Below are 21,841 nucleotides of genomic sequence, written 5' to 3' on the forward strand. Positions count from 1 at the left end.
TGATAGGACGGGCCGCGGGTTCGCCGCCCTGGGCGCCGCTAGAATTGAGGCGTGCCCGTCTACCTCGATCATGCAGCCACCACGCCACTTTCTGCCGAGGCGCTGGCAGCCCTGACGCGGGAACTTTCCCGCACCGGCAACCCTTCGTCCCTGCATGGCTCGGGCCGGCGTGCCCGCCGCTCCGTGGAGGATGCGCGGGAAGCGATCGCGACGGCGGCCGGCGCCCATCCCTCCGAGGTCATCTTTACGTCCGGGGGAACTGAGTCGGACAACCTTGCCGTCAAGGGCCTGTACTGGGCCCGTTCCGGCGAAGACCCGGCACGGCGGCGCATCCTCTGCTCCGCCGTCGAGCATCATGCCGTGCTGGACACCGTGGAATGGCTGGAGCGGCACGAGGGCGCCATTGTCACATGGCTTCCGGTGGACAGCGAGGGCGTAGTGGACCTTAATGTCCTCGACGCCGAGCTGGCCCGGGACCCTGAGACTATAGGGCTCGTGACGGTCATGTGGGCCAACAACGAAGTGGGCACCATCCAGCCGGTGCACAGGATTGTGGAGCTGGCGCATGCCGCCGGCGTTCCGGTCCATTCGGACGCCGTACAGGCCTTCGGCTCGCTGCCGGTGGATTTCAAGGCCTCCGGGCTGGATGCGATGTCCGTTTCCGGGCACAAGATCGGCGGACCGGTGGGGGTCGGTGCCCTCCTGTTGGGGCGGGCCGTCAAGCTGACTCCGGTGCAGCACGGTGGCGGCCAGGAACGCGACGTGCGCTCCGGGACGCTGGACACGGCGTCCATCGCCGCCTTCGCTGCTGCCGCCGAGGCCGCCACCGCACGGCTTGCCGCCGAGTCCGCGAGGATCGCGGCCCTGCGGGACAGGCTCATCGACGGCGTCCTTCAGCTGGTGCCCGAAGCTGCACTCCGTGGCGCCCCGGGGGAGGGGAGGCTGCCCGGCAACGCGCATTTCACGTTCCCCGGCTGCGAAGGTGATTCGCTGCTGTTCCTGCTGGACCTGGCCGGGGTGGAATCCTCCACGGGATCAGCCTGTACGGCCGGTGTCCCGCGTCCGTCCCACGTGCTGCTGGCCATGGGGCTGGACGAGGAGACAGCCCGCGGCGCCCAGCGCTTCACGCTGGGACATGCCTCAACCGACGCGGACGTGGATGCCTTGCTGGCAGCCCTCCCCGGCGCGTACCAACGCGCCCGCCAGGCAGGGATGGCCGGGCATGAATCCTCGATCCAGACTGCGGGAACGGTAGCGCGTCAGGCGTCCTCCGGCAGGAGCTGATCGAGCCCAACAGAGTTGTCGGCCAGGCGCTCCGCCGAGACGGGCGTTCTGGCAGAGATGAGGGCCTTGATGGTCTTCTGCGCGCCGGGCTGTGGCTTCCGCGGCCAGTTGACGCTCATCCCGGCCACCACCCTGGAATCCTGCTGCCAGAATGCGATGAACTCCTTGCCCTCCAGTGACCCCCGGATCACCGGCTCAGCGCCCGCCGCCAGGGCCGGGAAGCCGGAGTACTCCATGCTGACGTCGTACTGATCGGTGTAGAAGTAGGGGATGGTGCTCAGGACTGCATCCTGGCCGAGCATGGCCCTGGCGGCCACCTTTCCGCCGTTCAGGGCATTGGACCAGTGCTCGCTGCGGTGGTGCTGGCCGGTGAAGGGGTGCAGGGCGTTGGCGACGTCGCCGGCGGCAAAAATGCCGGGCGCGCTGGTCCGCAGGGACGCGTCCGTAAGGATCCCGTTGTCCAGGGCGAGGCCGGCCGCCTGCGCGAGTCCCGTCTCGGGAACCACGCCGACGGCGATGACCACGATGTCCGCAGGGAGCGCCTCTCCGGAATCGGTGACCACCCCGGTGACAGCACCGCCGGATCCGGTGAGCTCCCGTGCTGAGGCGGGAAGCCGGAAGCTCACGCCGTTGGCGCCGTGGAGTCTGCGGAAGAACCGCCCAAGGTCAGGGCCGATGGCCCCGGCCAGGGGGATCTCTTCCAGTCCGAGGAGCGTGACGTTGTTGCCGTAGGTGGCGGCAGCCGCAGCCAGTTCCATGCCGATCCAGCCGGAGCCGATCATCACCACGTTCCTGCCGCCCGCCGCCAGACTGCTGCGCAGCCGACGGCTGTCATCCAGGGTGCGGAAAGTAGAGACGCCGGATAGATCCGATCCGGGCAGGCGCAGGGTGCGGGGCGCCGCGCCGGTGGCGAGCAGCAGGGAGCCGTATGACAGTGTGCTGCCGTCGTCCAGCTCCACCGTCCTGGCGTCCGGCCGGATGTCCGTGACGCGGATACCCAGGCGGAGGCCGACGTCGTTCTCCGCGTACCAGCCTGGCGGCACCACCGGGACGGCGTCCTCGGCGGCCTTGCCCAGCAGATACTCCTTGGACAGCGGCGGCCGCAGGTAGGGGTGATGGCGCTCGGCGCCGATGATGGTCACCCGGCCTTTGAACCCTTCCGCCCGCAGGGTCTTGGCTGCGGTGGCACCGGCCAGGCCGCCGCCGGCAATCACGATGTCCCCCGCGGTAGCAATGTCCTCAGCCATGTCCGCCCGATTCCCGCTGGTGCGTGCTCGAAGTCTAAAACCGTTAAGTCTGACTTTAGAAGGGAAGGCCCGCTGGGTCAAGGGTCTTTTGGGGAGGATTCGGCGTGGCGATAGACTGGTGCGGCAGGCATTGTGCTATTCCTGCGGCCGCCGGTTGAACGGCAGTCGCCCTCTGCCGGCATCCCCCGAACCCTAAAGAAAGCCAGCATGCGAGTTCTAGCAGCCATGAGCGGTGGAGTCGACTCCGCCGTTGCCGCAGCACGTGCCGTTGAGGCCGGGCACGACGTCGTCGGTGTTCACCTTGCGCTGTCCAGGATGCCCGGCACCCTGCGGACGGGCAGCCGCGGCTGCTGCACCATCGAGGACTCGCGCGATGCGTGGCGGGCCTGCGATGTGCTGGGCATTCCGTATTACGTCTGGGATTTCTCGGAGCGCTTCAAGGAAGACGTGGTCCAGGACTTCATCGATGAGTATGCTGCCGGGCGGACCCCCAACCCCTGCATGCGCTGCAACGAGCGGATTAAGTTTGCCGCCCTGCTGGAGAAGGCCATCGCCCTGGGCTTTGACGCCGTCTGCACGGGGCATTACGCCAAGGTCATCAGGGACGCCGAAGGCAACCCCGAACTTCACCGGGCTGCGGACTGGGCCAAGGACCAGAGCTACGTCCTGGGTGTCTTGACCCACGAGCAGCTCAAGCACTCCATGTTTCCGCTGGCTGACACGCCTTCCAAGGCTGAGGTGCGGGCCGAGGCCGAGCGCCGTGGACTGTCAGTGGCCAACAAGCCCGACAGTCACGATATCTGCTTCATTCCCGACGGCGACACCGCGGGCTGGCTCGCCGAAAAGATCGACATGACCACCGGTGACATTGTGGACGAGACCGGCACGAAGGTGGGGGAGCACCCGGGAGCCAACGCGTTCACCGTGGGACAGCGCCGCGGCCTGAAGCTCGGCACCCCCGCAGCGGACGGCAAGCCCAGGTTCGTCCTGGAGATCCGGCCCAAGGAAAACAAGGTAGTGGTGGGGCCCCAGGCGCTACTGGCCATTGACGAGATCCGTGGCATCAAGGTCTCGTGGGCCGGCCTGCCCATCGCGGAAATCGAAACGGGCGCCGAGTTTGACTGCCATGCCCAGGTCCGCGCCCACGGGGACCCCGTGCCGGCAACTGCGCGAATGCTGCCCGGCGAGGGTGCACCCCAGCTGCTGGTCACGTTGACCGATCCGCTGCGCGGTGTGGCACCCGGCCAGACAGTGGTCCTCTATCAGGGCAGCCGCGTCCTGGGCCAGGCCACCATCGACGCTGCCCGGTCGTTGCAGCGCGCGGAGCTCTGAGGCGGAGCAAATTTACCCTGGTCAGGTAAATTTTGTGTCTCAACTCACAAAAAAGCCGGTTGATGAGTCCGGCGTCTGGTTGAATCTAGGCATCAGGACAGCGCGCTGCCCGCTCAAGCCAAGACACCCATTTGCGGGCGGCGAGCGCGTACTCATCGAACAGAAAGTTCACAGATGACCAAGAGCACTAAAGCCTTGCGCAGCGCAATCGCGCTCGCAGGCGTTTCCGCCTTCGCATTGACGGCCTGCACGGGCCCCTCGGGTGGCGGCGGTGGCAGCACGGCCTCGGAGAATGCCAGCAGCGTCATTGCGTACGGAACCACAGACAAGGTCACCGCACTGGACCCGGCGGGCTCGTACGACAACGGTTCGTTTGTGGTGATGAACCAGATTTACTCCTTCTTGTTGAACTCCAAACCCGGTGGTGCCGACCCCGTGCCGGACCTGGCCGAATCGTCCTCCTTCACGAAGCCCACCGAATTCACCGTCAAACTCAAGAGTGACCTCAAATGGGCCAACGGGCACGTGCTGGATTCCAAAGACGTAAAGTTCTCCTTCGATCGCCAGACTGCCATCAACGATCCCAACGGGCCGGCTTCGTTGTTGTCCAACATCGATTCCATTGCCACACCTGATGCCAGCACCGTGGTTTTCACACTGAAGAATGCCAACGACCAGACTTTCCCGCAGATTCTGACCAGCCCGGCCGCCCCGATCGTTGACGACGAAGTGTTCCCGGCAGACAAGCTCCTCAGCGACGAGGAAATTGTCAAGGCCAACGCCTTCCACGGCCAGTACATCATCGACTCCTACAACAAGAACACGTTGGTCAGCCTGAAGGCTTGGCCGGACTACAAGGGAGTGCTTGGCAAGCCCGCCAACGCAGGGGCCACCATCAAGTACTACACCGATCAGACCAACATGAAGTTGGAGGTCAAGGGCGGGCAGATCGATGTTGCCAACCGCAGCCTGAGCGCCACGGACATCGATGACCTCAAGAAGGACTCCAACGTCACGGTCCATGTCGGACCCGGCGGTGAGATGCGGTACATCGTCTTTAACTTCGACACCATGCCTTTCGGCGCCAAGACACCGGAAACGGATCCGAAGAAGGCACTGGCCGTCCGTCAGGCGGTTGCTGACCTCGTTGACCGCCAGGCCATCTCGGATCAGGTCTACAAGGGCACGTACTTGCCCATGTGGTCCAATGTCCCGTCCGGTTTCGTGGGCGCCAACGAATCCTTCAAGCAGGCGTACGGGGATGGCTCCGGTAAACCCAGCCTGGACAAGGCCAAGAAGGTCATGTCCGACGCCGGCATCACCGGCCCGGTGACGATCAAACTGCAGTACAACCCTGACCACTATGGCAAGTCATCCGGTGACGAATACGCCATGGTCAAGGACCAGTTGGAGAAGAGCGGTCTGTTCACCGTGGACCTTCAGTCCACCGAGTGGGTCACGTATAACTCGGCGTCGAAGAAAGACAGCTACCCCGTCTTCCAGCTGGGCTGGTTCCCGGACTTCAGCGACGCGGACAATTATCTGACACCCTTCTTTGTGGGCGGTGGCTTCATGAACAACCACTACTCCAACAGCGAGGTCGAAACGCTGATCGCAAAGCAGCTTGTGACAGCTGATAAGGCAGAGCGTGAGAAGACCATACAGGAGGTCCAGAACCTGCTTGCCAAGGACATCTCCACCTTGCCGTTGTTGCAAGGGGCCCAGGTGGCTGTTTCGGGGACCAAGGTGAAGGGCGTGGATTCGACGCTGGATGCGTCGTTCAAGTTCCGGCTCGGCACCATTTCCAAGTAACACCTGTTACACCTGCGTAGGAGGTGGGGCCGGCCGGCCCTGCCTCCTACGTGTTGGCTCCACACTTTTCGCTTTCCAGACCAAGCAGGTTCAGTATGGCCACATTGATAGATGCGCCGCCGCCAACGGTAGCGGCCCCCACATCCAAATCCGCGGGAGGTGGCCTCGGGAGGTATATCCTGATTCGCTTCCTGCTCATTTTCCCCACGATCTTCATCCTCGTCACCCTCGTTTTCTTCCTTATGCGGATCACCGGCGATCCCATCACCGCAGCCCAGGGCGGACGCCTCCCGCAGGAACAAATCGACGCCTTGGTTCACCAGGCCGGCTATGACCGGAACCTGTTCATCCAATACATCGAGTACCTTGGCCACATCGCCACCGGAAACTTCGGCCGGACTATTTCAGATGGCCGGCCCGTCATCGAGATGCTCGCGAAATTTGGTGCAGCCACCCTGGAACTGAGCATCAACGCCGTGATAGTGGCGTTGCTCGTGGGAATACCGCTGGGTATGTTGGCCGCCCACAAACGCGACAAGGTTCCGGACGCTGTCCTGCGAATGTTCGCCATCCTTTGCTATGCCACCCCTGTCTTCTTTGCCGGCCTGCTGCTGAAGCTGACATTTTCTGTAGGACTGGGTTGGTTCCCCGTGGCTGGCCGTGCATCCACCACAACGGAATTGGCGATGGGCCGGCTGGCAGCGCCCACTGGCGTCTACTGGCTGGACGCCCTTCGCAGCGGCAATCTGGCAGCCTTTGGCGACATCGTCCACCACGCAGTCCTGCCGGCCGTCGCGCTGGGCCTATTGACCGCGGGGGTCTTCCTCCGTCTGGTCCGCACCAACGTGATCGGCACGCTGGGCAGGGACTATGTTGAGGCAGGCCGGTCCCGAGGTGTCAGTGAATACCGCCTGGTGACCAAGCATGCCTACAAGCCTGCGCTGATCCCCATCATCACGGTGATGGGTTTGCAGATTGCCCTGCTGCTCGGCGGTGCGGTGCTGACCGAAACCACCTTCGAGTGGAAGGGCCTTGGCTATCAGCTGGCGCAGTACCTTACCGCGCGTGACTTTGTGGCTGTCCAGGGCATCGTGATGCTGCTGGCCGTCATTGTGGCGATCACCAATTTCGTGGTGGATATTGCCGCTGCCCTGATTGATCCGCGAGTGAGGTACTGATGGGCACCACAGTTTTGGAACCGAAAAAGAAGTCCTTGCTGGACCGGCTTCCGGTCTCGTCCCACATCCGCCAAAGCGTTGGCCTGCAACGGACCATGCTGCTCATCGGCGTCGTCCTTTGCGCTGTTTTTGTGGTGGCCGCGATATTTGCGCCGGTGCTGGCGCCCTACGGGTATTCTCAGATTTCCGATGACGCCGGTTCTTTCCCGGCGCAGGCCGAACCCGGTGGCAAGCATCTGATGGGAACAACCGTGGGCGGATACGATGTGCTGTCCCGGATGATCTGGGGATCGCAGACAGCCATGGCGGTGATTGTTGCTGCCGTGTTGATGTCCATCTTCCTGGGAGTGTTCCTCGGACTGGTGAGCGGCTACTTCGGCGGCTGGCTGGACCGAGTGCTGGTGGTGATTGCTGACGCGATTTACGCCTTCCCGACACTCCTCGTGGCTATCGTGATGTCGATTGCCATCAATAAGGGACAGTCTGGTTTCTGGGGCGGAATCCTCGCCTGCGGGTTTGCCATCACGGCAGTGTTTGTCCCGCAGTACTTCCGCGTGATCCGCGCGGAAACCATCCGGCTCAAAGCCGAACCGTTTGTGGAATCAGCCCAAGTTGTTGGCGCCTCAAGCGCGAGGATTATCAGCAGGCACATCTTTTCCAACGCAACCCGGACCCTGCCGCTGATCTTCACGCTCAACGCCTCCGAAGCCATCCTCACACTGGCAGGACTGGGCTTCCTGGGCTTCGGTATCGAGCCAAGTTCCGCCGCTGAATGGGGCTTTGACCTGAACAAGGCGATGGCCGATGCCTCTTCCGGCATTTGGTGGACGGGTGTGTTCCCCGGCATCGCCATCGTCCTGACGGTGGTTGGCCTCACCCTCGTGGGCGAAAGCGTCAATGACCTGAACGATCCGCGGCTGCGCGGGCGCAAGGCTGCGGGCGCCAAGGGCGCCCCGGGACCATCAACCGCGGCCGCGCAGGCTGCCATCGCAGCGGATGTGAGAGGACTGTGACCATCAATATTGATTCGGTATCTGACCGGTCCAGGCCGGCAGACCAGGCCGTACTGGAGATCGACCACCTCAAAGTCACGTTCGCCACCGACGGCGGAGACGTCTACGCCGTGAAGGACGTGAGCCTGGACGTCCGCTCCGGCGAAGTCCTGGCCATCGTGGGTGAATCCGGCTCCGGCAAGACCGTGACCGCGAAAACCATCCTCGGGCTGCTGCCGGAGACCGCCACCAGCGGGGGTGCCGTCCTGATCAACGGGAACAACGTGATCAGCGTCAGCGCCGCGAAGCTGCGGCAGATCCGCGGCCGCGATGTGGCCATGGTGTTCCAGGAGCCCTCCACGGCCCTGAACCCGGTGTTCACTGTGGGCTGGCAGATCGCCGAGGGCATCCGTGCCCACGCCGGCGGTGCCGGCGGGAAACGGGTCTCGGCCAAGGACGCCAAGGCCCGTGCCATCGAGGCTCTGCGCAAAGTGGGGATCCCGGATCCGGAGCATCGGGTCAACTACTACCCGCATCAGTTCTCCGGCGGCCAGAAGCAGCGCGTGGTGATCGCCGCCGCCTTGGCTTTGAACCCGGGCCTGATTGTGGCCGATGAACCCACCACAGCCTTGGACGTTACTGTCCAGGCAGAGATCCTGGAGTTGCTCCGGGACCTTCGGGACAAGTACGGCACCTCGATCGTGCTGATCACCCACAACATGGGCGTGGTGGCCGATCTCGCGGACCGCGTCGTGGTGATGTACCAGGGTGATGTGGTGGAGGAAGCACCGGTGCGGGTGCTGTTCGCCGAACCCAAACAGGACTACACGAAGAAGCTGCTGGCCGCCGTGCCCCACCTGGGCCGGAACTCGGCGTCGGAGGGCCTGCTGGAACGCGCCCACCAGGGCTCGCCGGTGCTGGTGGAGGCAACCAACCTGACCATCGAGTACCCCGGCAGGCTGGGAACTCCGGCGTTCAAGGCTGTTGACGGGGTCAGCTTCACCGTCTCCGAGGGCGAAGTCTTCGGACTGGTGGGCGAATCCGGCTCGGGGAAAACCACCATCGGCCGGGCCATCGCCGGCCTGAACCGGACCACGGGCGGCAGCCTGAAGGTGCTCGGCTACGAGATGCTCAACCTCAAGGAGCGGACGTTCAAGCCTCTCCGGAAGGATATTGGCTTTGTGTTCCAGGATCCGGCCGCGTCCTTCAACCCCCAGCTGACCATCGGCGACTGCGTAGCGGAACCCATGATCATCCACACCAACCCGAGCCCGGCGCAGGCGCGCAAACGCGTTGCCGAGCTGCTCGAATCGGTGCAGCTGCCGGCGTCGTACGCGGAACGGTACCCGCACGAGCTGTCCGGAGGGCAGCGCCAGCGGGCGTCGCTGGCGCGGGCACTGATCCTGAACCCGCGGCTGCTCATCGCTGACGAGCCGACGTCGGCCCTGGACGTTTCGGTGCAGGCAAAGGTCCTGGAACTCTTCAAGGAAATCCAGGCCGAGTTCGGGTTCGCGGCACTGTTCATCAGCCACGACCTCGCTGTGGTGGACATCCTGTCCCAGTGGGTGGGCGTCCTGTACAAGGGCAAGCTGGTGGAGCAGGGCATCGGCAGCCAGGTGATGGGCGCGCCGCAGCACGACTACACCAAACGGCTGATTGCCTCGCTGCCGGTCCCTGATCCGGACGAACAGGCACGACGCCGGGAAGCCCACCGGGCGCTGCTGGCCCAGTAGGCACTCCCGACGACCCCACAGTCGAGGCACGAAAGACGGACATCCCGCCCCACAAGGCGGGGTGTCCGTCCGCCGCTTAACACCGGAAGGATTTCCGCGGACGCCCCATAGACTTGGACCATGACGCAGCAAAACCACGATGTTCCCGACACCGACACCTACGATGCCGCCGCGAGTTCGCTGGCAGGCCACGTGGACAACTCGGTGATGGCGGAACTGCTGTCCATCCGCTCCAGCATCGACAACATCGACGCGACCCTGGTATACCTCCTGGCCGAACGGTTCAAGGCCACCCAGAAAGTGGGCTTCCTCAAGGCCGCGCACCGGCTCCCGGCGGGGGATCCAGGCCGGGAATCCGCCCAGATCGCCCGTCTCCGGCGGCTGGCGGAGGATGCACACCTCGATCCCGCTTTTGCGGAGAAGTTCCTGAATTTCATCATCGGCGAGGTCATCCGCCATCATGAAGCCATCGCCGAGGACCACCAGGCCGCTGCAGAGTGGAAGTAACAGCCACCGGGCTTGGGCCCTGGCCGGGGGAGGACCCCGTGGAGGCTGCCCGCATTATCCGCGGCGAGCTCGGCAGCCCGCACCTGCCATTCCTGGCAGAACTTCCGGACCGCGGCGTCGGCTCCGACGCCCTGGGGCGGACGGCCGCACTCCTGCTTGAATTGGCCGTGGATGTCCAGCCGTACGGCTGGCGGCTGGTGGACAGGCCCGGCAAGGATTTCCGCAGGGCCGCTTCGGCCCTGTCCACTGACATCAACGTCCTGGCAGACGTTGCCGGCGCGGAGGACACCCCCGCCCCCGAGATCAAGCTCCAGCTGGTTGGTCCGCTGAGCATTGCCGCGGGCCTGCACCTGCACAACGGCGAACGGGCACTGATCGATTACGGCGCACGCCGGGACATTGCCGACTCGCTGGCCGCAGGGGTTGGCGGCTACATGTCCCGGATTTCCAGCGCGGTTCCGGGCGCGCGGCTGGTGGTCCAGGTCGACGAGCCTGATATCGCCGCCGTCCTTGCCGGCACTATTCCGACGTCGAGCGGTTACCGCACGCTGCGGGCGGTGGGCGGCCAGGAGGTCACCGAGTCCTGGCAGGTGGTGATCGAGGCGCTCCGTGAGGCGGGTGCCGCCGAAATCGTTGTCTCTGTCCCCGAGATCGAGGCCCCGATCGACCGGATCATTGCCGCCGGCGCCGACGGCGTGGCCGTGCCGCTGAGGGCCCTGACCACACGGCAGTGGGAGCAGTTGGCCACAGCAGTGGAGGCAGGCAAGCGCATCTGGGCCGGCGCCCTGGACGTCAGCCGTAGCACGCTGCCCAGGGTGGCCGACGTCGTGGACTCCGTGTGGCGGCCATGGCACGAGCTGGGGCTGCCGGCGTCGTCCCTGGGCAGTATCCGGGTCACCCCCTCGGCGGGACTTGCCGGCCACACGCCGGCCACCGCCACAGCGGTGCTGGGCCGGCTCACCCAGGTGGCCGACGGCCTGAACCAGCGGGCGCACGGCTGAGCGGGCCCACCGCTGAGCGGACCTGCGTGTACGTCTTCTACGTCCGGTTTTCCCAACGGTCCGGCTGGGCGTAGCGGGGCAGGAAACTCTGCGCCGAACTGCCGCCGATGTAGGGACGCAGGCGGTAGTCGAAACCGCCCGCATAGACCAGGACCAGCCCGATCTGCGGCTGGATGACCTTGACTTGGATCCGGTGCTGTCCATGTTCGCCGGCGGCGCCGTCCCACCACTGCTCGGCGTAGGCCTTGGCATCCACAGTGGCCGGCAGAGGCAGGCGGAGGGGGCCCAGGAACAGCCGCGACGCTTCGGAAACTCCGCGCAGCCTGCCCTCGTCCGTCACGCTGAGCTTGAGGTCGGTCACCATGCGCCTGAAACGGCCCAGATAGTCCACCAGCCGCGGGCCGCCGTCGGCATCCACGAGGCTGGTGGTGTCCTGGAAAATCCGCACGTGCCCTGGGAAGCGGATTTCCCGCCGGGCAGTCAGGCTGGAGCGGCCGAACGGATCCTGGTGCGCATGGTTTTCAATCCGGAAGGGGATGCCTTCCCCGTACTCCGGGAAGAACGCGTCCTCCCCGGAGGTGAGCTTCAGCAGGGGCCGCAGCCACGCCTGCCGGCAGCCCACAACGTCGAACACGCCCTCGCCCACGCCGTAGTGCCCCGAGCCGGGCGCCAGGGAAAAGTACTCCTGCAGCTCAGGCTGCAGCCGGTGGAAGTCCTCGCCCAGGGCCTGCCGGTAGATAGGGACGCTCATGGTGACCTCCTGGACGGTACCGTCAGCGGTGCTGCGGTGACTCACAATCTACCGGCCGCCTTCAGCCGGATATACATGTCGGCAAGCTGCGGCGGCAGCTGGTGTGGCTCCGCATCCACCACTTCCACCCCGTGCTGCCGGAGCTCGGCGCTGACCGCCGCCCGTTCCAGCAGTACGCGTTCAGCCGCTGCCGCCCGGAACACACCGGCCGCGTTCTCACGCTCCCGCAGCATCTGCCCCAGCATGGGATCACGGACGGCGGCCACCACCACAACATGCTGCTGCGCGAGCTGCGCGGCCACGGGAATGAGCCCTTCCTCCGGCGCTCCGCCGTCCAACGCCGTTAGCAGCACCACCAGGGACCGGTGCGCGGAGACCGCCCGGATCTGGCCGGGGAGGCTGGACCAGTCAAGCTCGATCAGTTCAGCTTCGAGGGGCGCCATTGCCTGCACCAGCTGCCCCAGGAGATTGCCGGTGGTGGCGGAACCGGCCCTGGCCCGCGGACGGCGGTCGTAAGCCAGGAAATCCACCCGGTCACCGCCACGCTCGGCCAGCACCGCCAGCAGGAGCGCCGCTTCGATGCCGGTATCCAACCTTGGTTCGTCCTCGATCCTCGCCGCTGACGTGCGGGACGTATCCAGCATGATCACCACGCGCCGGTCGCGTTCCGGGCGCCAGGTGCGGACGACGACGGCGGACCGGCGGGCGGTTGCGCGCCAGTCGATGGACCGGACGTCGTCCCCGCGGACGTAGTCACGCAGCGAGTCGAATTCGGTGCCGGCACCCCGGATCTGCACGGCGGCCTTGCCGTCGAGTTCGCGGAGTTTCCTGAGCTTCGAGGGGAGGTGCCTGCGGGAATGGAACGGCGGCAGGACCCGGAGGAGGCCGGCACAGTCAAACGTGCGCTGCCGTGCCGCGAGCCGAAGGGGTCCATGGGAGCGCACCGTGACGTGCCGGGCGCCCACGTCGCCACGGCGGACCGGCTGTAACCGGACGGTCATCCGGCGGCTTTCCAGGGCGGGGATGTCCAGGTCCTGGACCGGATTCACAGCCCCGGCAGACGGCTGCCACGCGTCCCGAACAGTGGCGCGCAAGCGTCGCCGGCCACTGTTGCGAAGCGTGAGGACCGAAGCGGCCGTGCCGTGCAGCGTCACGTTGCCGGGCTCGGCGCGCGTGACGATGATGGCCTGCGGGGAAGCGGCCAGGCCAAGGTCCAGGCTCAGGAGAGCAGCGAGTGCCACGACCACGCCCAGGACCGTTCCCCCGCCAGGAAACAGCAGCACCGGCACCAGGCCCAGCAGTGCCAGCACGACGAACCGTCCGGAGAGTGCCATGTGCAAGCGAATCAGCGGGGGACCGGGACGGACGCCAGGATGCTGCCCAGGACATCGTCCACGCGGACCCCGTCCATCTGGGCATCAAGCTGCAGGGCCACCCGGTGGCGCAGGCACGGCAGCGCCAGTGCCTTGACGTCGTCCGGGGTGACGAAGCTGCGGCCCGACAGCCAGGCCCAGGCGCGGGCCGTATTAAGCAGTGCAGTCGCGCCGCGGGGCGAGACGCCCAGCTGGAACGACGGCGCCTGCCGGGTGGCGCGCACGAGGTCCACGATGTAGCCGATGATTTCCCGTTCGACGGCAACGGTGGCCACAGCTTGCCGCGCCCGTTCGAGGTCCTCGGCGCCGGCCACCGCCCGGACACCGGCGGCAGCAAGATCCCGGGGATTGAAGCCGGCCGCGTGCCGCCGGATCACTTCCACTTCGTCAGTCCGGCTGGGCAGCGGCATGGTGAGCTTGAGCAGGAACCGGTCCAGCTGGGCTTCGGGCAGGGGATAGGTTCCCTCATATTCCACGGGGTTCTGGGTTGCCGCCACCAGGAAGTTCGCCGGCAGCGGCCTGGACACCCCGTCCACCGAGACCTGCCGCTCTTCCATGGCCTCCAACAGGGAGGCCTGCGTCTTCGGGGGCGTCCGGTTGATTTCGTCGGCCAGCAGGATGTTGGTGAAGACCGGCCCCTCGCGGAAACTGAATTCCGAGGTGTGCGAGTCATAGACCAGGGAACCGGTGATGTCGCCGGGCATCAGGTCAGGGGTGAACTGTACGCGTTTGGTGTCCAGGCTCAGCGCGGCGGACAGGGCACGGACCAGGAGTGTCTTGGCCACCCCGGGCACGCCTTCGAGGAGCACATGCCCCTGGGAAAGCAGCGCGATAAGGAGTCCCGTGACGGTGGCATCCTGGCCCACCACGGCCTTGGCAACCTCATGGCGGACATCCAGGAGCGCCTGCCGGGCGGGATCCAGCGTCCGCGGGGAAGAATCCATGATCTGCGGGGCGCCGTACGGTTCGTTCATCGGGTCCTGACCTCGTTCTCTAGTTTGTCCAGTTCCTGTGACCATTGCACCAGCCTGGTTGCGGTACCGGGGCGTTCCTGGATCAGGCCGCTGATATCTCTGACCGGCCGGCCCAGGTGCCGGGCCGCTGCCTGCACCACGTCGTCGGCAGTGGCCTGGGATCCGACTCGAAGGGCTTGCGCCAGACGAACCAGGGTGCCGGCCCGAAGGTTGTCCCGTGCCCGGCCCAGTGCGTGGGAATCCTGATAAAGGCGCGCGCGGCCTTCTGCGGTCTCCACGGCCTTGACCACCACGGGGAGTGGTTCAAACACGAGCGGGCCGAGGCGGCGCCCGCGCCACACAATGGCCAGCGCGGCCACAAAGACCAGCCAGGGCCCCAGGAATGCCACCCAGTCAGGGGCGAGGTCATCAAGTGTCTGCGTTGACTCCGCAGCGGCCGCGTCGCCCAGTCCGGGCAGGTACCAGACAACGACTTCTGAGCCGCCCAACGTCCGCAGGGCCAGTGCGGCATGGCCGTGGCCGGCTAGCCCGCCGTTGTTGAGGAGGGCGGTGCTGCCCAAGACGGTCAGGCCGCCGTCATCCGTGCGGGCAAGCAGCCCGGCGGTGCTTCCCGGCGGGCTGAAGCACACTGTGCCGCCGTCGTACAGGAATCCGCCGGTTCCGGAGACAGCACCTGCCGCCGCGGGATCGGTGAGACCGCAGCCCGGTTCCAGGAGCGCCGTTGACTCAGGCACCACACCGGCCTGGCTGATGCCGGTATCGAGGGCCTTCAGCGTGCCGAGCCGCGGCGTCACCAGCACTACGCGTCCCGCACTTGCGGCCAGCTCGTCCAGCCGGGATTGGTCCAGGAATCCGCTCCGGTCGTACAGGAGGAGGGTGGCACCCGGCCGGTCCGCGAGTGCTGCCGTGGCGGAGTCAAAGGATTCAACATCCTGGACCTCGACACCGTGGCGGCCCAGTATCTCGCTGACCGCCTTGGCGCCGTCCGGCCCGGCGTTATGCACGGATAAGGGCAGGGAATCGCCCTTTGGCGCGAGTTGAGTGGAAATAACCACCGCCAGTCCAACGGCGGCCGCCGCGCCGATCGCTGCCCCGCCGCGGTGCCGCCGGAGCCAGGCACGGGCACCGGACACGGCACCGGCGCCGGACCCGGAACCGGATCGGAGTGCCGGGGCGGAACCCGGCTGCGCCTCCGATGCATCCGACGTCGGAAGTTTGGGCGTCAGAAGATCCGGCGAAGGGTTCTGCATCGTGGGACCCTGCGTCATCGCGGAACCGCCGGTTCGTCACGTTCAGCGGGCAGGGCGGGGCTCGCCGGCGTGAGGGACTGCAGGGCAATGTCCAGTTCGCGCACCGCGGCATAGTCAGTCTGGCCTGCGGACTCATTTCCGTAGCGGATCCCGTCGAAAGTCCGCGCAGCTTCCGTCAGGCGGCCGGCCTCTGACGGAAACGGTGTGGCCAGTTCGTGCGCCACCTCGTCCGCGGTCCGGCCCGGCCGCGCGTCGAAAAGCGTTCTGTCCTCGGCTGTGCGCACCAGCGCACGGAAACAGTCCACGACGGCGGCACTCCAGTTGCCGGCTGCGGCAGCGGCCGCCGCGCGCCCACGGTAGGCCTCGGCACTGACTGTTGTGCCGGCGTCGAATACGTCTCCGGCACGCTTGGCCTTCGCGTTGAGGCGCGGGCGGGCCAGTACGACCGCGGCGCCGATCAGCACGGCGATGGCCACACCGATCCACGGCGCCGGCACGGTGGTGTCCGTGCCGGAGCCGCCGTCCAGGGACCGCAGCCAGTCCAGGATGTCCGCCCACACACTGTCCAGCCAGCCCGGGGCCGCGTCACGGTATTCCGGCTTGGCAAGTTCTTCTTCGGCCCAGCGGCGGGCCTCGTCGCGGCCAGGCAGGACTGGTGGTTCAGCGGCCATCCGGCCATGCCCCGCCTGGCGCTGCCCCGTAGGGCGGCCGCGGATATTGGCCGGGTCCTGCCCTGTAGACCGGGACGCCTCGGCCCGGGACGCCGCCGGGATCTGCTCCGGATTCCAGCAGTTGGAGCAGGGCGATATCCAGTCCGTCCCGGCGCATCCTGAGGTCGAGGTAAAGCAGTGCCATCACGGAGGTCTGGAAGGCAAAACCCGCTGCGGCGACCACTGCGGTAACGACCGCGGTGGCAACGCCCGCCACCACGGCCGCCGTCATGGCCTGCTCGGAACCGCCGTGGGGTGAGACCACGCCGGTGTAAAAGCCGGTGAGCAGTGTGACGGGAATCATGACGACCTGGGCGATGACCCCCACCATGATGCCCACCACCAGCGTGATGCCCAGGAGCCGCCACCAATTGCTGCGTGTCAGTTCCCAGGAGCGCCGGATGCCGGCCATCGCCCCGAGTTCCTCCACCACAACGGCGGCCGGCGCCACCATGAGCTTGATGTAGATCCATACGTACAGCACAAAGCACACCAGCCCCAGCGGGATGAGGATCAGGGCGCCAAGTCCGCCCACGGTGCTGACCAGCAGCACTGCCAGCGCCACAAACAGCAGCGCAACGAGGAGCCCGCCGCCAACCAGCAGGGCCGCAAGGCGGATCAGGGCACCAGCGCGGGACCGCGCCAGGGACCACATCTGCCTGAAGCCGGTGGGGCGGTTGAGGACGGACCTGGCGACCGGAACCACCATGGCGCCCTGAAGCACCGCGGACAGAAAAACGGTGAGCACCGAGACGAGCAGGATCCCGGACGCGAAGGTCACCACCAGCGGGACCAGGTCCTGCTCCGTCAGGCCCGCCGCCCAGGCTTCAAGTGACGCCGCGGACGTGGCGGAAAATGAACTGAGAACTGCCGTGAGCACTGCGGCGAGGGTCTGCGCCAGCAGCGCGGCGCCCAGCATGGCTTTGGCGTTGCGCCTGATCGCCTGGAAGGAGCCGTCCAGGATCTCGCCGAACATCAGTGGCCGCAGGGGAACGATGCCGGGTTTGGGCGGGGCAACATAACGCGGCTGCTGGTACGGCGGCGGACCGCCGTAGGGATTGTGCGGCGGAGTGCCCCAAGCCAGCGGGCCACCCCACACGGGCTGGCCGCCCCAGGCCTGCTGTGCCGGGCCGGGCTGCGGCCCCCATGGAGGCTGGTTCCCTGGCGGCTGGCCCTTCCCAGCCTCGCAGGCAGGATGCGGCTGCTGCATGTTCGGATCCTGGTGTGGCACCCTGTTCCTTCCCCCGTGCGGGACTGTCCGCGTGTTGCCAGCCTATAGTTCCGGCGTCGGGCGTCATAGCGTGGCGCCATGCCGTAAGGCCGTTCAACAGGACAAACCCTGTTCAATAAGGGAATATATAACTATGAAGGCACGCATTCTGGTAGTTGACGATGACGAAGCGCTGGCCGAAATGATTGGGATTGTTCTGCGCAATGACGGCTTTGAGCCGGTTTTTTGCGCCGATGGCAGCCAGGCGCTGGATATTTTCCGTTCATCGAAGCCTGACCTCGTGTTGCTTGACCTGATGCTGCCCGGCGTGGACGGCATCGAGGTCTGCCGGCAGATCCGCTCCGAATCGGACGTGCCCATCGTCATGCTCACGGCCAAGTCGGATACGTCCGACGTCGTCCGCGGCCTTGAGTCCGGCGCAGACGACTACGTGCCCAAGCCGTTCAAACCCGCCGAACTGGTGGCACGCGTGCGTGCCCGCCTGCGGCCCGGCGACCAGAAGGCGCCTGAAACGCTGCGGATCGCTGACATCACCATCGACGTGGCCGGCCACACCGTGAAGCGTGCCGATGAGCGGATTTCCCTCACGCCCCTGGAGTTTGACCTCCTCGTAGCCCTGGCGCGGAAGCCATGGCAGGTGTTCACCCGTGAGCTGCTGCTGGAGCAGGTCTGGGGCTACCGCCACGCGGCGGACACCCGGCTGGTCAACGTCCACGTCCAGCGCCTCCGGTCAAAAATTGAACGGGATCCGGAAGCTCCCGAAGTTGTATTGACGGTTCGTGGTGTCGGCTACAAAGCAGGTTCCTGAGCCGTCAGGACCAGAAGCGCACCGCGCCCCGGACCTTCCCGCAGCCAAGGGCCCGGAGCACACGGATGCGCTGCCGTCGGAGCTTGCAACGCTGCCATTCCGAGCACGGATCTGGCGGCGCCGTGGAGTAATCGTGGGGCTACGGGTGGGCCGCCTTGTCCGTCTCGGCGTGACCCGTTTCTTCCCTGCGGTCCGTTTTGCCGGGCGGGCCATGCGTCGACGCTGGCGCCGGTCCCTGCAGTTCCGGACAGTCCTCACTACCCTGCTGTTGGCCGTGACATCCTTTGGCGCCGTGGGCGCCTACCTGTCCAACCAGATCGCCAACAACCTGTTCCAGGAGCGCCTCACCCAGGCCGAATCCGAGACCCGTTACTACGTCAAGCAGGTCCAGGAGACGTTCGACGGCGCCCAGGTCACCGACCAGTCCAGCGTCATCACCCTGGTCTACGACACTTTGAACGCAGTGGAGGGCCGCGGCTCCGTCATCCAGCGCCGCTACGTTTTCGAAGCCAAGCCCGAACAGACCAAGCCCCGGAACCGCTGGGTAGAGTCGCGGGCCTCGGACCAACTGACCGTCAGCGTCATCCCGCCTGAACTCCGTACGGCGGTACAGGATTCAGGCAAGGACCAGTACTGGGCCTCCACCGTGATTCCGGTAGGTACCGAGGACAGGCCGGGCATCGCCGTGGGCAACCTGGTGACCTTCAATGGGACCGTGTACGAGCTCTACCTGATCTATGACGTCAACACCGCCCAGCAGACGCTCGACGAAATCCAGGGCGTCCTCCTGGCCGGCGGCGCGGTGCTGGTGCTGATGATCGGGGCCATCGCCTGGTACGTCACCCGCAATGTTGTCAGCCCGGTCAGCCACGCTGCCCTGGTGTCGGAGAAGCTCGCTGCCGGCCAATTGCAGGAGCGGATGGTGGTCAAAGGCGAAGACGAGGTTGCCCGCCTCGGGGCATCGTTCAATCACATGGCCGCCAGCCTCCAGGAGCAGATCACCCAGCTGGCCATGTTGTCCCAGATGCAGCAGCGGTTTGTCTCCGACGTCTCCCACGAGCTCCGCACGCCCCTGACCACCGTCCGGATGGCCGCGGAAGTGTTGTACGACGCCCGCCACGACTTCGACCCCATCAACAAGCGCTCCGCGGAACTCCTGTACAACCAGGTGGAGCGGTTCCAGTCCCTGCTGGCCGACCTGCTCGAGATCTCCCGCTTCGACGCCGGCGTGGCCATGCTCGACGCCGAGCCCGAGGACATCCTGCAGGTGATCGCCCATGTCATTGACGGGGCAGCGCCCGTCGCGGCCGAGTACGGCTCGGAGATCATCCTCCGGGCTCCCGCCGTGGGAATTGTCGCGGAGATGGACGCCAGGAGGATCGACAGGATCCTGCGGAACCTCATCCTGAATGCAGTGGAGCATGGCGAAGGCAGGCCGGTCACCGTGACTGTCTCAGCCAACCAGTCAGCGGTGGGAGTTGCAGTCCGGGATCAGGGGATCGGCATGACCCCGGCCGAGGCCGCCCGGGTCTTTGACCGGTTCTGGCGTGCGGATCCGGCGCGGGCCCGCACCACCGGAGGCAGCGGACTGGGCCTGTCCATCGCAATGGAAGACACCAAACTCCATAACGGCTGGCTGCAGGCATGGGGAAACAAGGGTAGAGGGGCCAACTTCCGGCTGACCATTCCGTTGCGCCAGGGCGAGGAGATCGACCGCTCACCTGTGCAGCTTGAGCCTGAGGACATCATCCTCCCCGACGTCCCACATTCGAAAAACGTGCTGGTCCTTGGGCCCGGCCCCACTGGGGCGCCTGATGTCCCCGCTGGCGGCGGGCGTGGCCAGGGCGCCGGGCGTACCCCTGCCGGGACGGGCGCAACACCGAAGGAGTCTTCATGACGGGACGAAAAGTGCGGGCGATGCTGAAGAGGAGCGTTGTGCTGTTCGTCGTTGTCCTGGTGCTGGCCTCCTGCGCGCGGATTCCCACGGCCGGGCCCGTGGGGAAGAGCGCGGAAGGCAGCGCCGGCAACGTCAACGCACCGGTGTTCCTCCCGGCCGCTCCCCAGCCCGGCGCTACTCCGGAAAACATCATTGATTACTTCTACCGTGCCGGTACCGGATACGAGGGTGACTACGCGGTGGCCCGCGAATACCTGACGCAGGCAGCGTCAGTATCCTGGAAACCCGACCAGCGCGCGCTGGTGTACCGCGAGGCGAAAGTGGTGGGCACCGGCGTCGACAACGTCTACAACTACCAGCTGGACGTTGCGTACAGCGTGGATGTTGACGGCATCGCCACCCAGATGCCCGAAGGCACCATCGAGAACATTCCGGCCACTCTCACCCAGGTGGACGGCGAATGGCGGATCTCAGCGATCCCGGACGGAACAGCGATCCCGGAGGAAACCTTCAAGGTCATCTACGGCGCCTACCCTATCTACTTCTACGATCCCAGCTTCACCTATGCCGTGCCTGACGTCCGCTGGTTCATCAAGAACAAGACCGTCAAAGCCATGACCAGTGCCCTGCTGGCCGGCCCCGCGCCGTACCTTCGCGGCGCGGTGGTGAGCGCCTTCCCGTCCGGCATCAAACTCGCCCGCGAATCGGTTCCGGTGGTGTCCGGCGCAGCGCAGGTGGACCTCACCGCCAAGGAACTCACCGAGGCGTCCACGGAGGACAGGCTCCGGATGCAAACGCAGCTTTCGCTCACGTTCCGCAGCCAGCCCGACGTCGTTAATGTGGAGTTGCATGCCAACCAGGACCTGGTCCGCGTCGAAGACAACGGTTCGGTGTTGCCCCCGGTGCGGGACAAAAACGTGCCGGTCCGCGAGATCGCGGTCAGCGGCAATGAGCTGGTTCGCTACGAAAACAACAGGGTGTCCCCGCTGCCGGATATGCAGCCAGTTTCATCGCTCGGGCCCCGCTACCCGTCGGAATCCCCGGTGTCCCAGACCGTTGCCTTCCTCAACGAAAGCCGGACGACGCTCTACAGCATGGTGCCGGGACAGCCCGCCCGTGCGCTGACAACGCGCAGCACCATTACGCACCCGTCCTTCAGTATTCATGACTGGGTGTGGGCCGCAGGGCCGGGAGCTACCGGCGGTACGGAGGTGGTGGCCTACCGGCCCATCGGAGTCGCCGAAGGTGCCGCCGTTCCCACCGTTACGCTCACGCCGTCGTGGTTGGCCGGAAGAACCGTCAAGGAGCTGAGGATCTCCCGCGAGGGCGTCCGGGCGCTGGTCATTTCGGAACAGAAGGGCAAGACGAAGGTGCAGATTGCCGGGATCGTCCGGAACGCCGACGGGACACCCCGGGAACTGACTGCCCCGATCACGCTGGTGGCTTCCGGTGACCCGGACCAGGGCGTCTGGGTGAACGACACAACGGTCGCCGTGATGAAAGCCTCGGCAGGTTCGAACGTCACGCCGGAGCTGCTGTCCCTCACCTCCGGACAACCCCAGCAGTTGGCGCCGTGGCCCGGCCTTGTGTGGCTCAGCGCCGGCAACGGGCTGGAGGAAATTTACGGCCAGTCGGCCGAGGGCATCTTCCAGCGGCTCGGCAACGGCTGGTCGCCCCAGCTGAAGGGCCCCATCGACCCCTCATTCCCTGGGTAGCTTTCCACATAGCGCGGACCAGAGGTTCCGGGGCCGCGGCCGGCAG

At 66.0% G+C, this 21,841-nt stretch carries 18 protein-coding genes; 11 read left to right on the top strand and 7 right to left on the bottom strand.

The annotated features are described in order from the left end of the window. Window positions 1–51 precede the first annotated feature (51 nt). Window positions 52–1,284 carry a cysteine desulfurase family protein gene (locus ACVWY0_RS00495; RefSeq protein ID WP_485834994.1) on the top strand — a complete coding sequence of 411 codons (1,233 nt, stop codon included), beginning with the start codon at window positions 52–54 and terminating at the stop codon, window positions 1,282–1,284. On the opposite strand, the gene ACVWY0_RS00500 is transcribed toward ACVWY0_RS00495, so the two are convergent. Next, a complete protein-coding gene (locus ACVWY0_RS00500; protein WP_485834995.1) occupies window positions 1,260–2,531 on the bottom strand; it encodes an NAD(P)/FAD-dependent oxidoreductase in 1,272 nt (423 codons plus the stop codon). The genes ACVWY0_RS00495 and ACVWY0_RS00500 overlap by 25 nt on opposite strands. 207 nt (window positions 2,532–2,738) lie before the next feature. Between ACVWY0_RS00500 and mnmA the strand changes: the two genes are divergently transcribed. The 7 genes from mnmA (at window position 2,739) to ACVWY0_RS00535 (ending at window position 11,086) form a co-directional block, all read left to right on the top strand. Continuing rightward, complete coding sequence (gene mnmA / locus ACVWY0_RS00505) at window positions 2,739–3,863, top strand: tRNA 2-thiouridine(34) synthase MnmA (protein ID WP_485834996.1); 1,125 nt, start codon at window positions 2,739–2,741, stop codon at window positions 3,861–3,863. A gap of 174 nt (window positions 3,864–4,037) precedes the next feature. Beyond that, complete coding sequence (locus ACVWY0_RS00510; RefSeq protein ID WP_485834997.1) at window positions 4,038–5,675, top strand: ABC transporter substrate-binding protein; 1,638 nt, start codon at window positions 4,038–4,040, stop codon at window positions 5,673–5,675. 95 nt (window positions 5,676–5,770) lie between these two features. Then, on the top strand, window positions 5,771–6,853 hold the full coding sequence (locus tag ACVWY0_RS00515) for an ABC transporter permease (protein ID WP_485834998.1): 1,083 nt from the start codon (window positions 5,771–5,773) through the stop codon (window positions 6,851–6,853). After that, on the top strand, window positions 6,853–7,866 hold the full coding sequence (locus ACVWY0_RS00520; RefSeq protein ID WP_485834999.1) for an ABC transporter permease: 1,014 nt from the start codon (window positions 6,853–6,855) through the stop codon (window positions 7,864–7,866). The genes ACVWY0_RS00515 and ACVWY0_RS00520 overlap by 1 nt, the downstream gene beginning before the upstream one ends. Further along, window positions 7,863–9,578, top strand: coding sequence for an ABC transporter ATP-binding protein (locus tag ACVWY0_RS00525; protein WP_485835000.1), 1,716 nt, complete (start codon window positions 7,863–7,865; stop codon window positions 9,576–9,578). Before ACVWY0_RS00520 ends, ACVWY0_RS00525 begins: the two co-directional genes overlap by 4 nt. Window positions 9,579–9,698: 120 nt before the next feature. Next, complete coding sequence (locus tag ACVWY0_RS00530) at window positions 9,699–10,085, top strand: chorismate mutase (protein WP_058931921.1); 387 nt, start codon at window positions 9,699–9,701, stop codon at window positions 10,083–10,085. Next, window positions 10,076–11,086, top strand: coding sequence for a uroporphyrinogen decarboxylase/cobalamine-independent methonine synthase family protein (locus tag ACVWY0_RS00535; RefSeq protein WP_485835001.1), 1,011 nt, complete (start codon window positions 10,076–10,078; stop codon window positions 11,084–11,086). The genes ACVWY0_RS00530 and ACVWY0_RS00535 overlap by 10 nt, the downstream gene beginning before the upstream one ends. Window positions 11,087–11,123: 37 nt before the next feature. Here ACVWY0_RS00535 and ACVWY0_RS00540 read toward each other — a convergent pair whose 3' ends face one another. The 6 genes from ACVWY0_RS00540 to ACVWY0_RS00565 are packed head-to-tail and all read right to left on the bottom strand — an operon-like array spanning window position 11,124 to window position 17,354. Further along, window positions 11,124–11,837: a DUF4166 domain-containing protein gene (locus ACVWY0_RS00540; protein ID WP_252567288.1), complete on the bottom strand. Its 714-nt coding sequence runs from the start codon at window positions 11,835–11,837 to the stop codon at window positions 11,124–11,126. Between the two features lie 41 nt (window positions 11,838–11,878). Beyond that, window positions 11,879–13,171 (bottom strand): DUF58 domain-containing protein, encoded by a 1,293-nt coding sequence (locus ACVWY0_RS00545; RefSeq protein ID WP_485835002.1) that lies wholly within the window; start codon window positions 13,169–13,171, stop codon window positions 11,879–11,881. A gap of 11 nt (window positions 13,172–13,182) precedes the next feature. After that, complete coding sequence (locus ACVWY0_RS00550) at window positions 13,183–14,184, bottom strand: AAA family ATPase (protein ID WP_485835003.1); 1,002 nt, start codon at window positions 14,182–14,184, stop codon at window positions 13,183–13,185. Then, complete coding sequence (locus ACVWY0_RS00555) at window positions 14,181–15,434, bottom strand: DUF4350 domain-containing protein (protein WP_485835004.1); 1,254 nt, start codon at window positions 15,432–15,434, stop codon at window positions 14,181–14,183. The genes ACVWY0_RS00550 and ACVWY0_RS00555 overlap by 4 nt, the downstream gene beginning before the upstream one ends. Window positions 15,435–15,448: 14 nt before the next feature. Further along, window positions 15,449–16,105 (bottom strand): DUF4129 domain-containing protein, encoded by a 657-nt coding sequence (locus ACVWY0_RS00560; RefSeq protein ID WP_485835005.1) that lies wholly within the window; start codon window positions 16,103–16,105, stop codon window positions 15,449–15,451. Beyond that, window positions 16,095–17,354, bottom strand: coding sequence for a DUF7847 domain-containing protein (locus ACVWY0_RS00565; RefSeq protein WP_485835006.1), 1,260 nt, complete (start codon window positions 17,352–17,354; stop codon window positions 16,095–16,097). Before ACVWY0_RS00565 ends, ACVWY0_RS00560 begins: the two co-directional genes overlap by 11 nt. Window positions 17,355–17,508: 154 nt before the next feature. Here ACVWY0_RS00565 and mtrA point away from each other — a divergent pair, with 154 nt between their 5' ends. The 3 genes from mtrA to ACVWY0_RS00580 are packed head-to-tail and all read left to right on the top strand — an operon-like array spanning window position 17,509 to window position 21,795. Beyond that, complete coding sequence (gene mtrA / locus ACVWY0_RS00570) at window positions 17,509–18,183, top strand: MtrAB system response regulator MtrA (protein ID WP_056343773.1); 675 nt, start codon at window positions 17,509–17,511, stop codon at window positions 18,181–18,183. Then, the gene (mtrB, locus tag ACVWY0_RS00575) at window positions 18,155–20,080 is read left to right on the top strand and encodes an MtrAB system histidine kinase MtrB (RefSeq protein ID WP_485835007.1); all 1,926 of its coding nucleotides are present in this window, start codon (window positions 18,155–18,157) and stop codon (window positions 20,078–20,080) included. The genes mtrA and mtrB overlap by 29 nt, the downstream gene beginning before the upstream one ends. Then, window positions 20,077–21,795 (top strand): LpqB family beta-propeller domain-containing protein, encoded by a 1,719-nt coding sequence (locus ACVWY0_RS00580; RefSeq protein ID WP_485835008.1) that lies wholly within the window; start codon window positions 20,077–20,079, stop codon window positions 21,793–21,795. The genes mtrB and ACVWY0_RS00580 overlap by 4 nt, the downstream gene beginning before the upstream one ends. Window positions 21,796–21,841: the final 46 nt, after the last annotated feature.

The sequence above is a fragment of the Arthrobacter sp. UYNi723 genome, assembly GCF_054057635.1.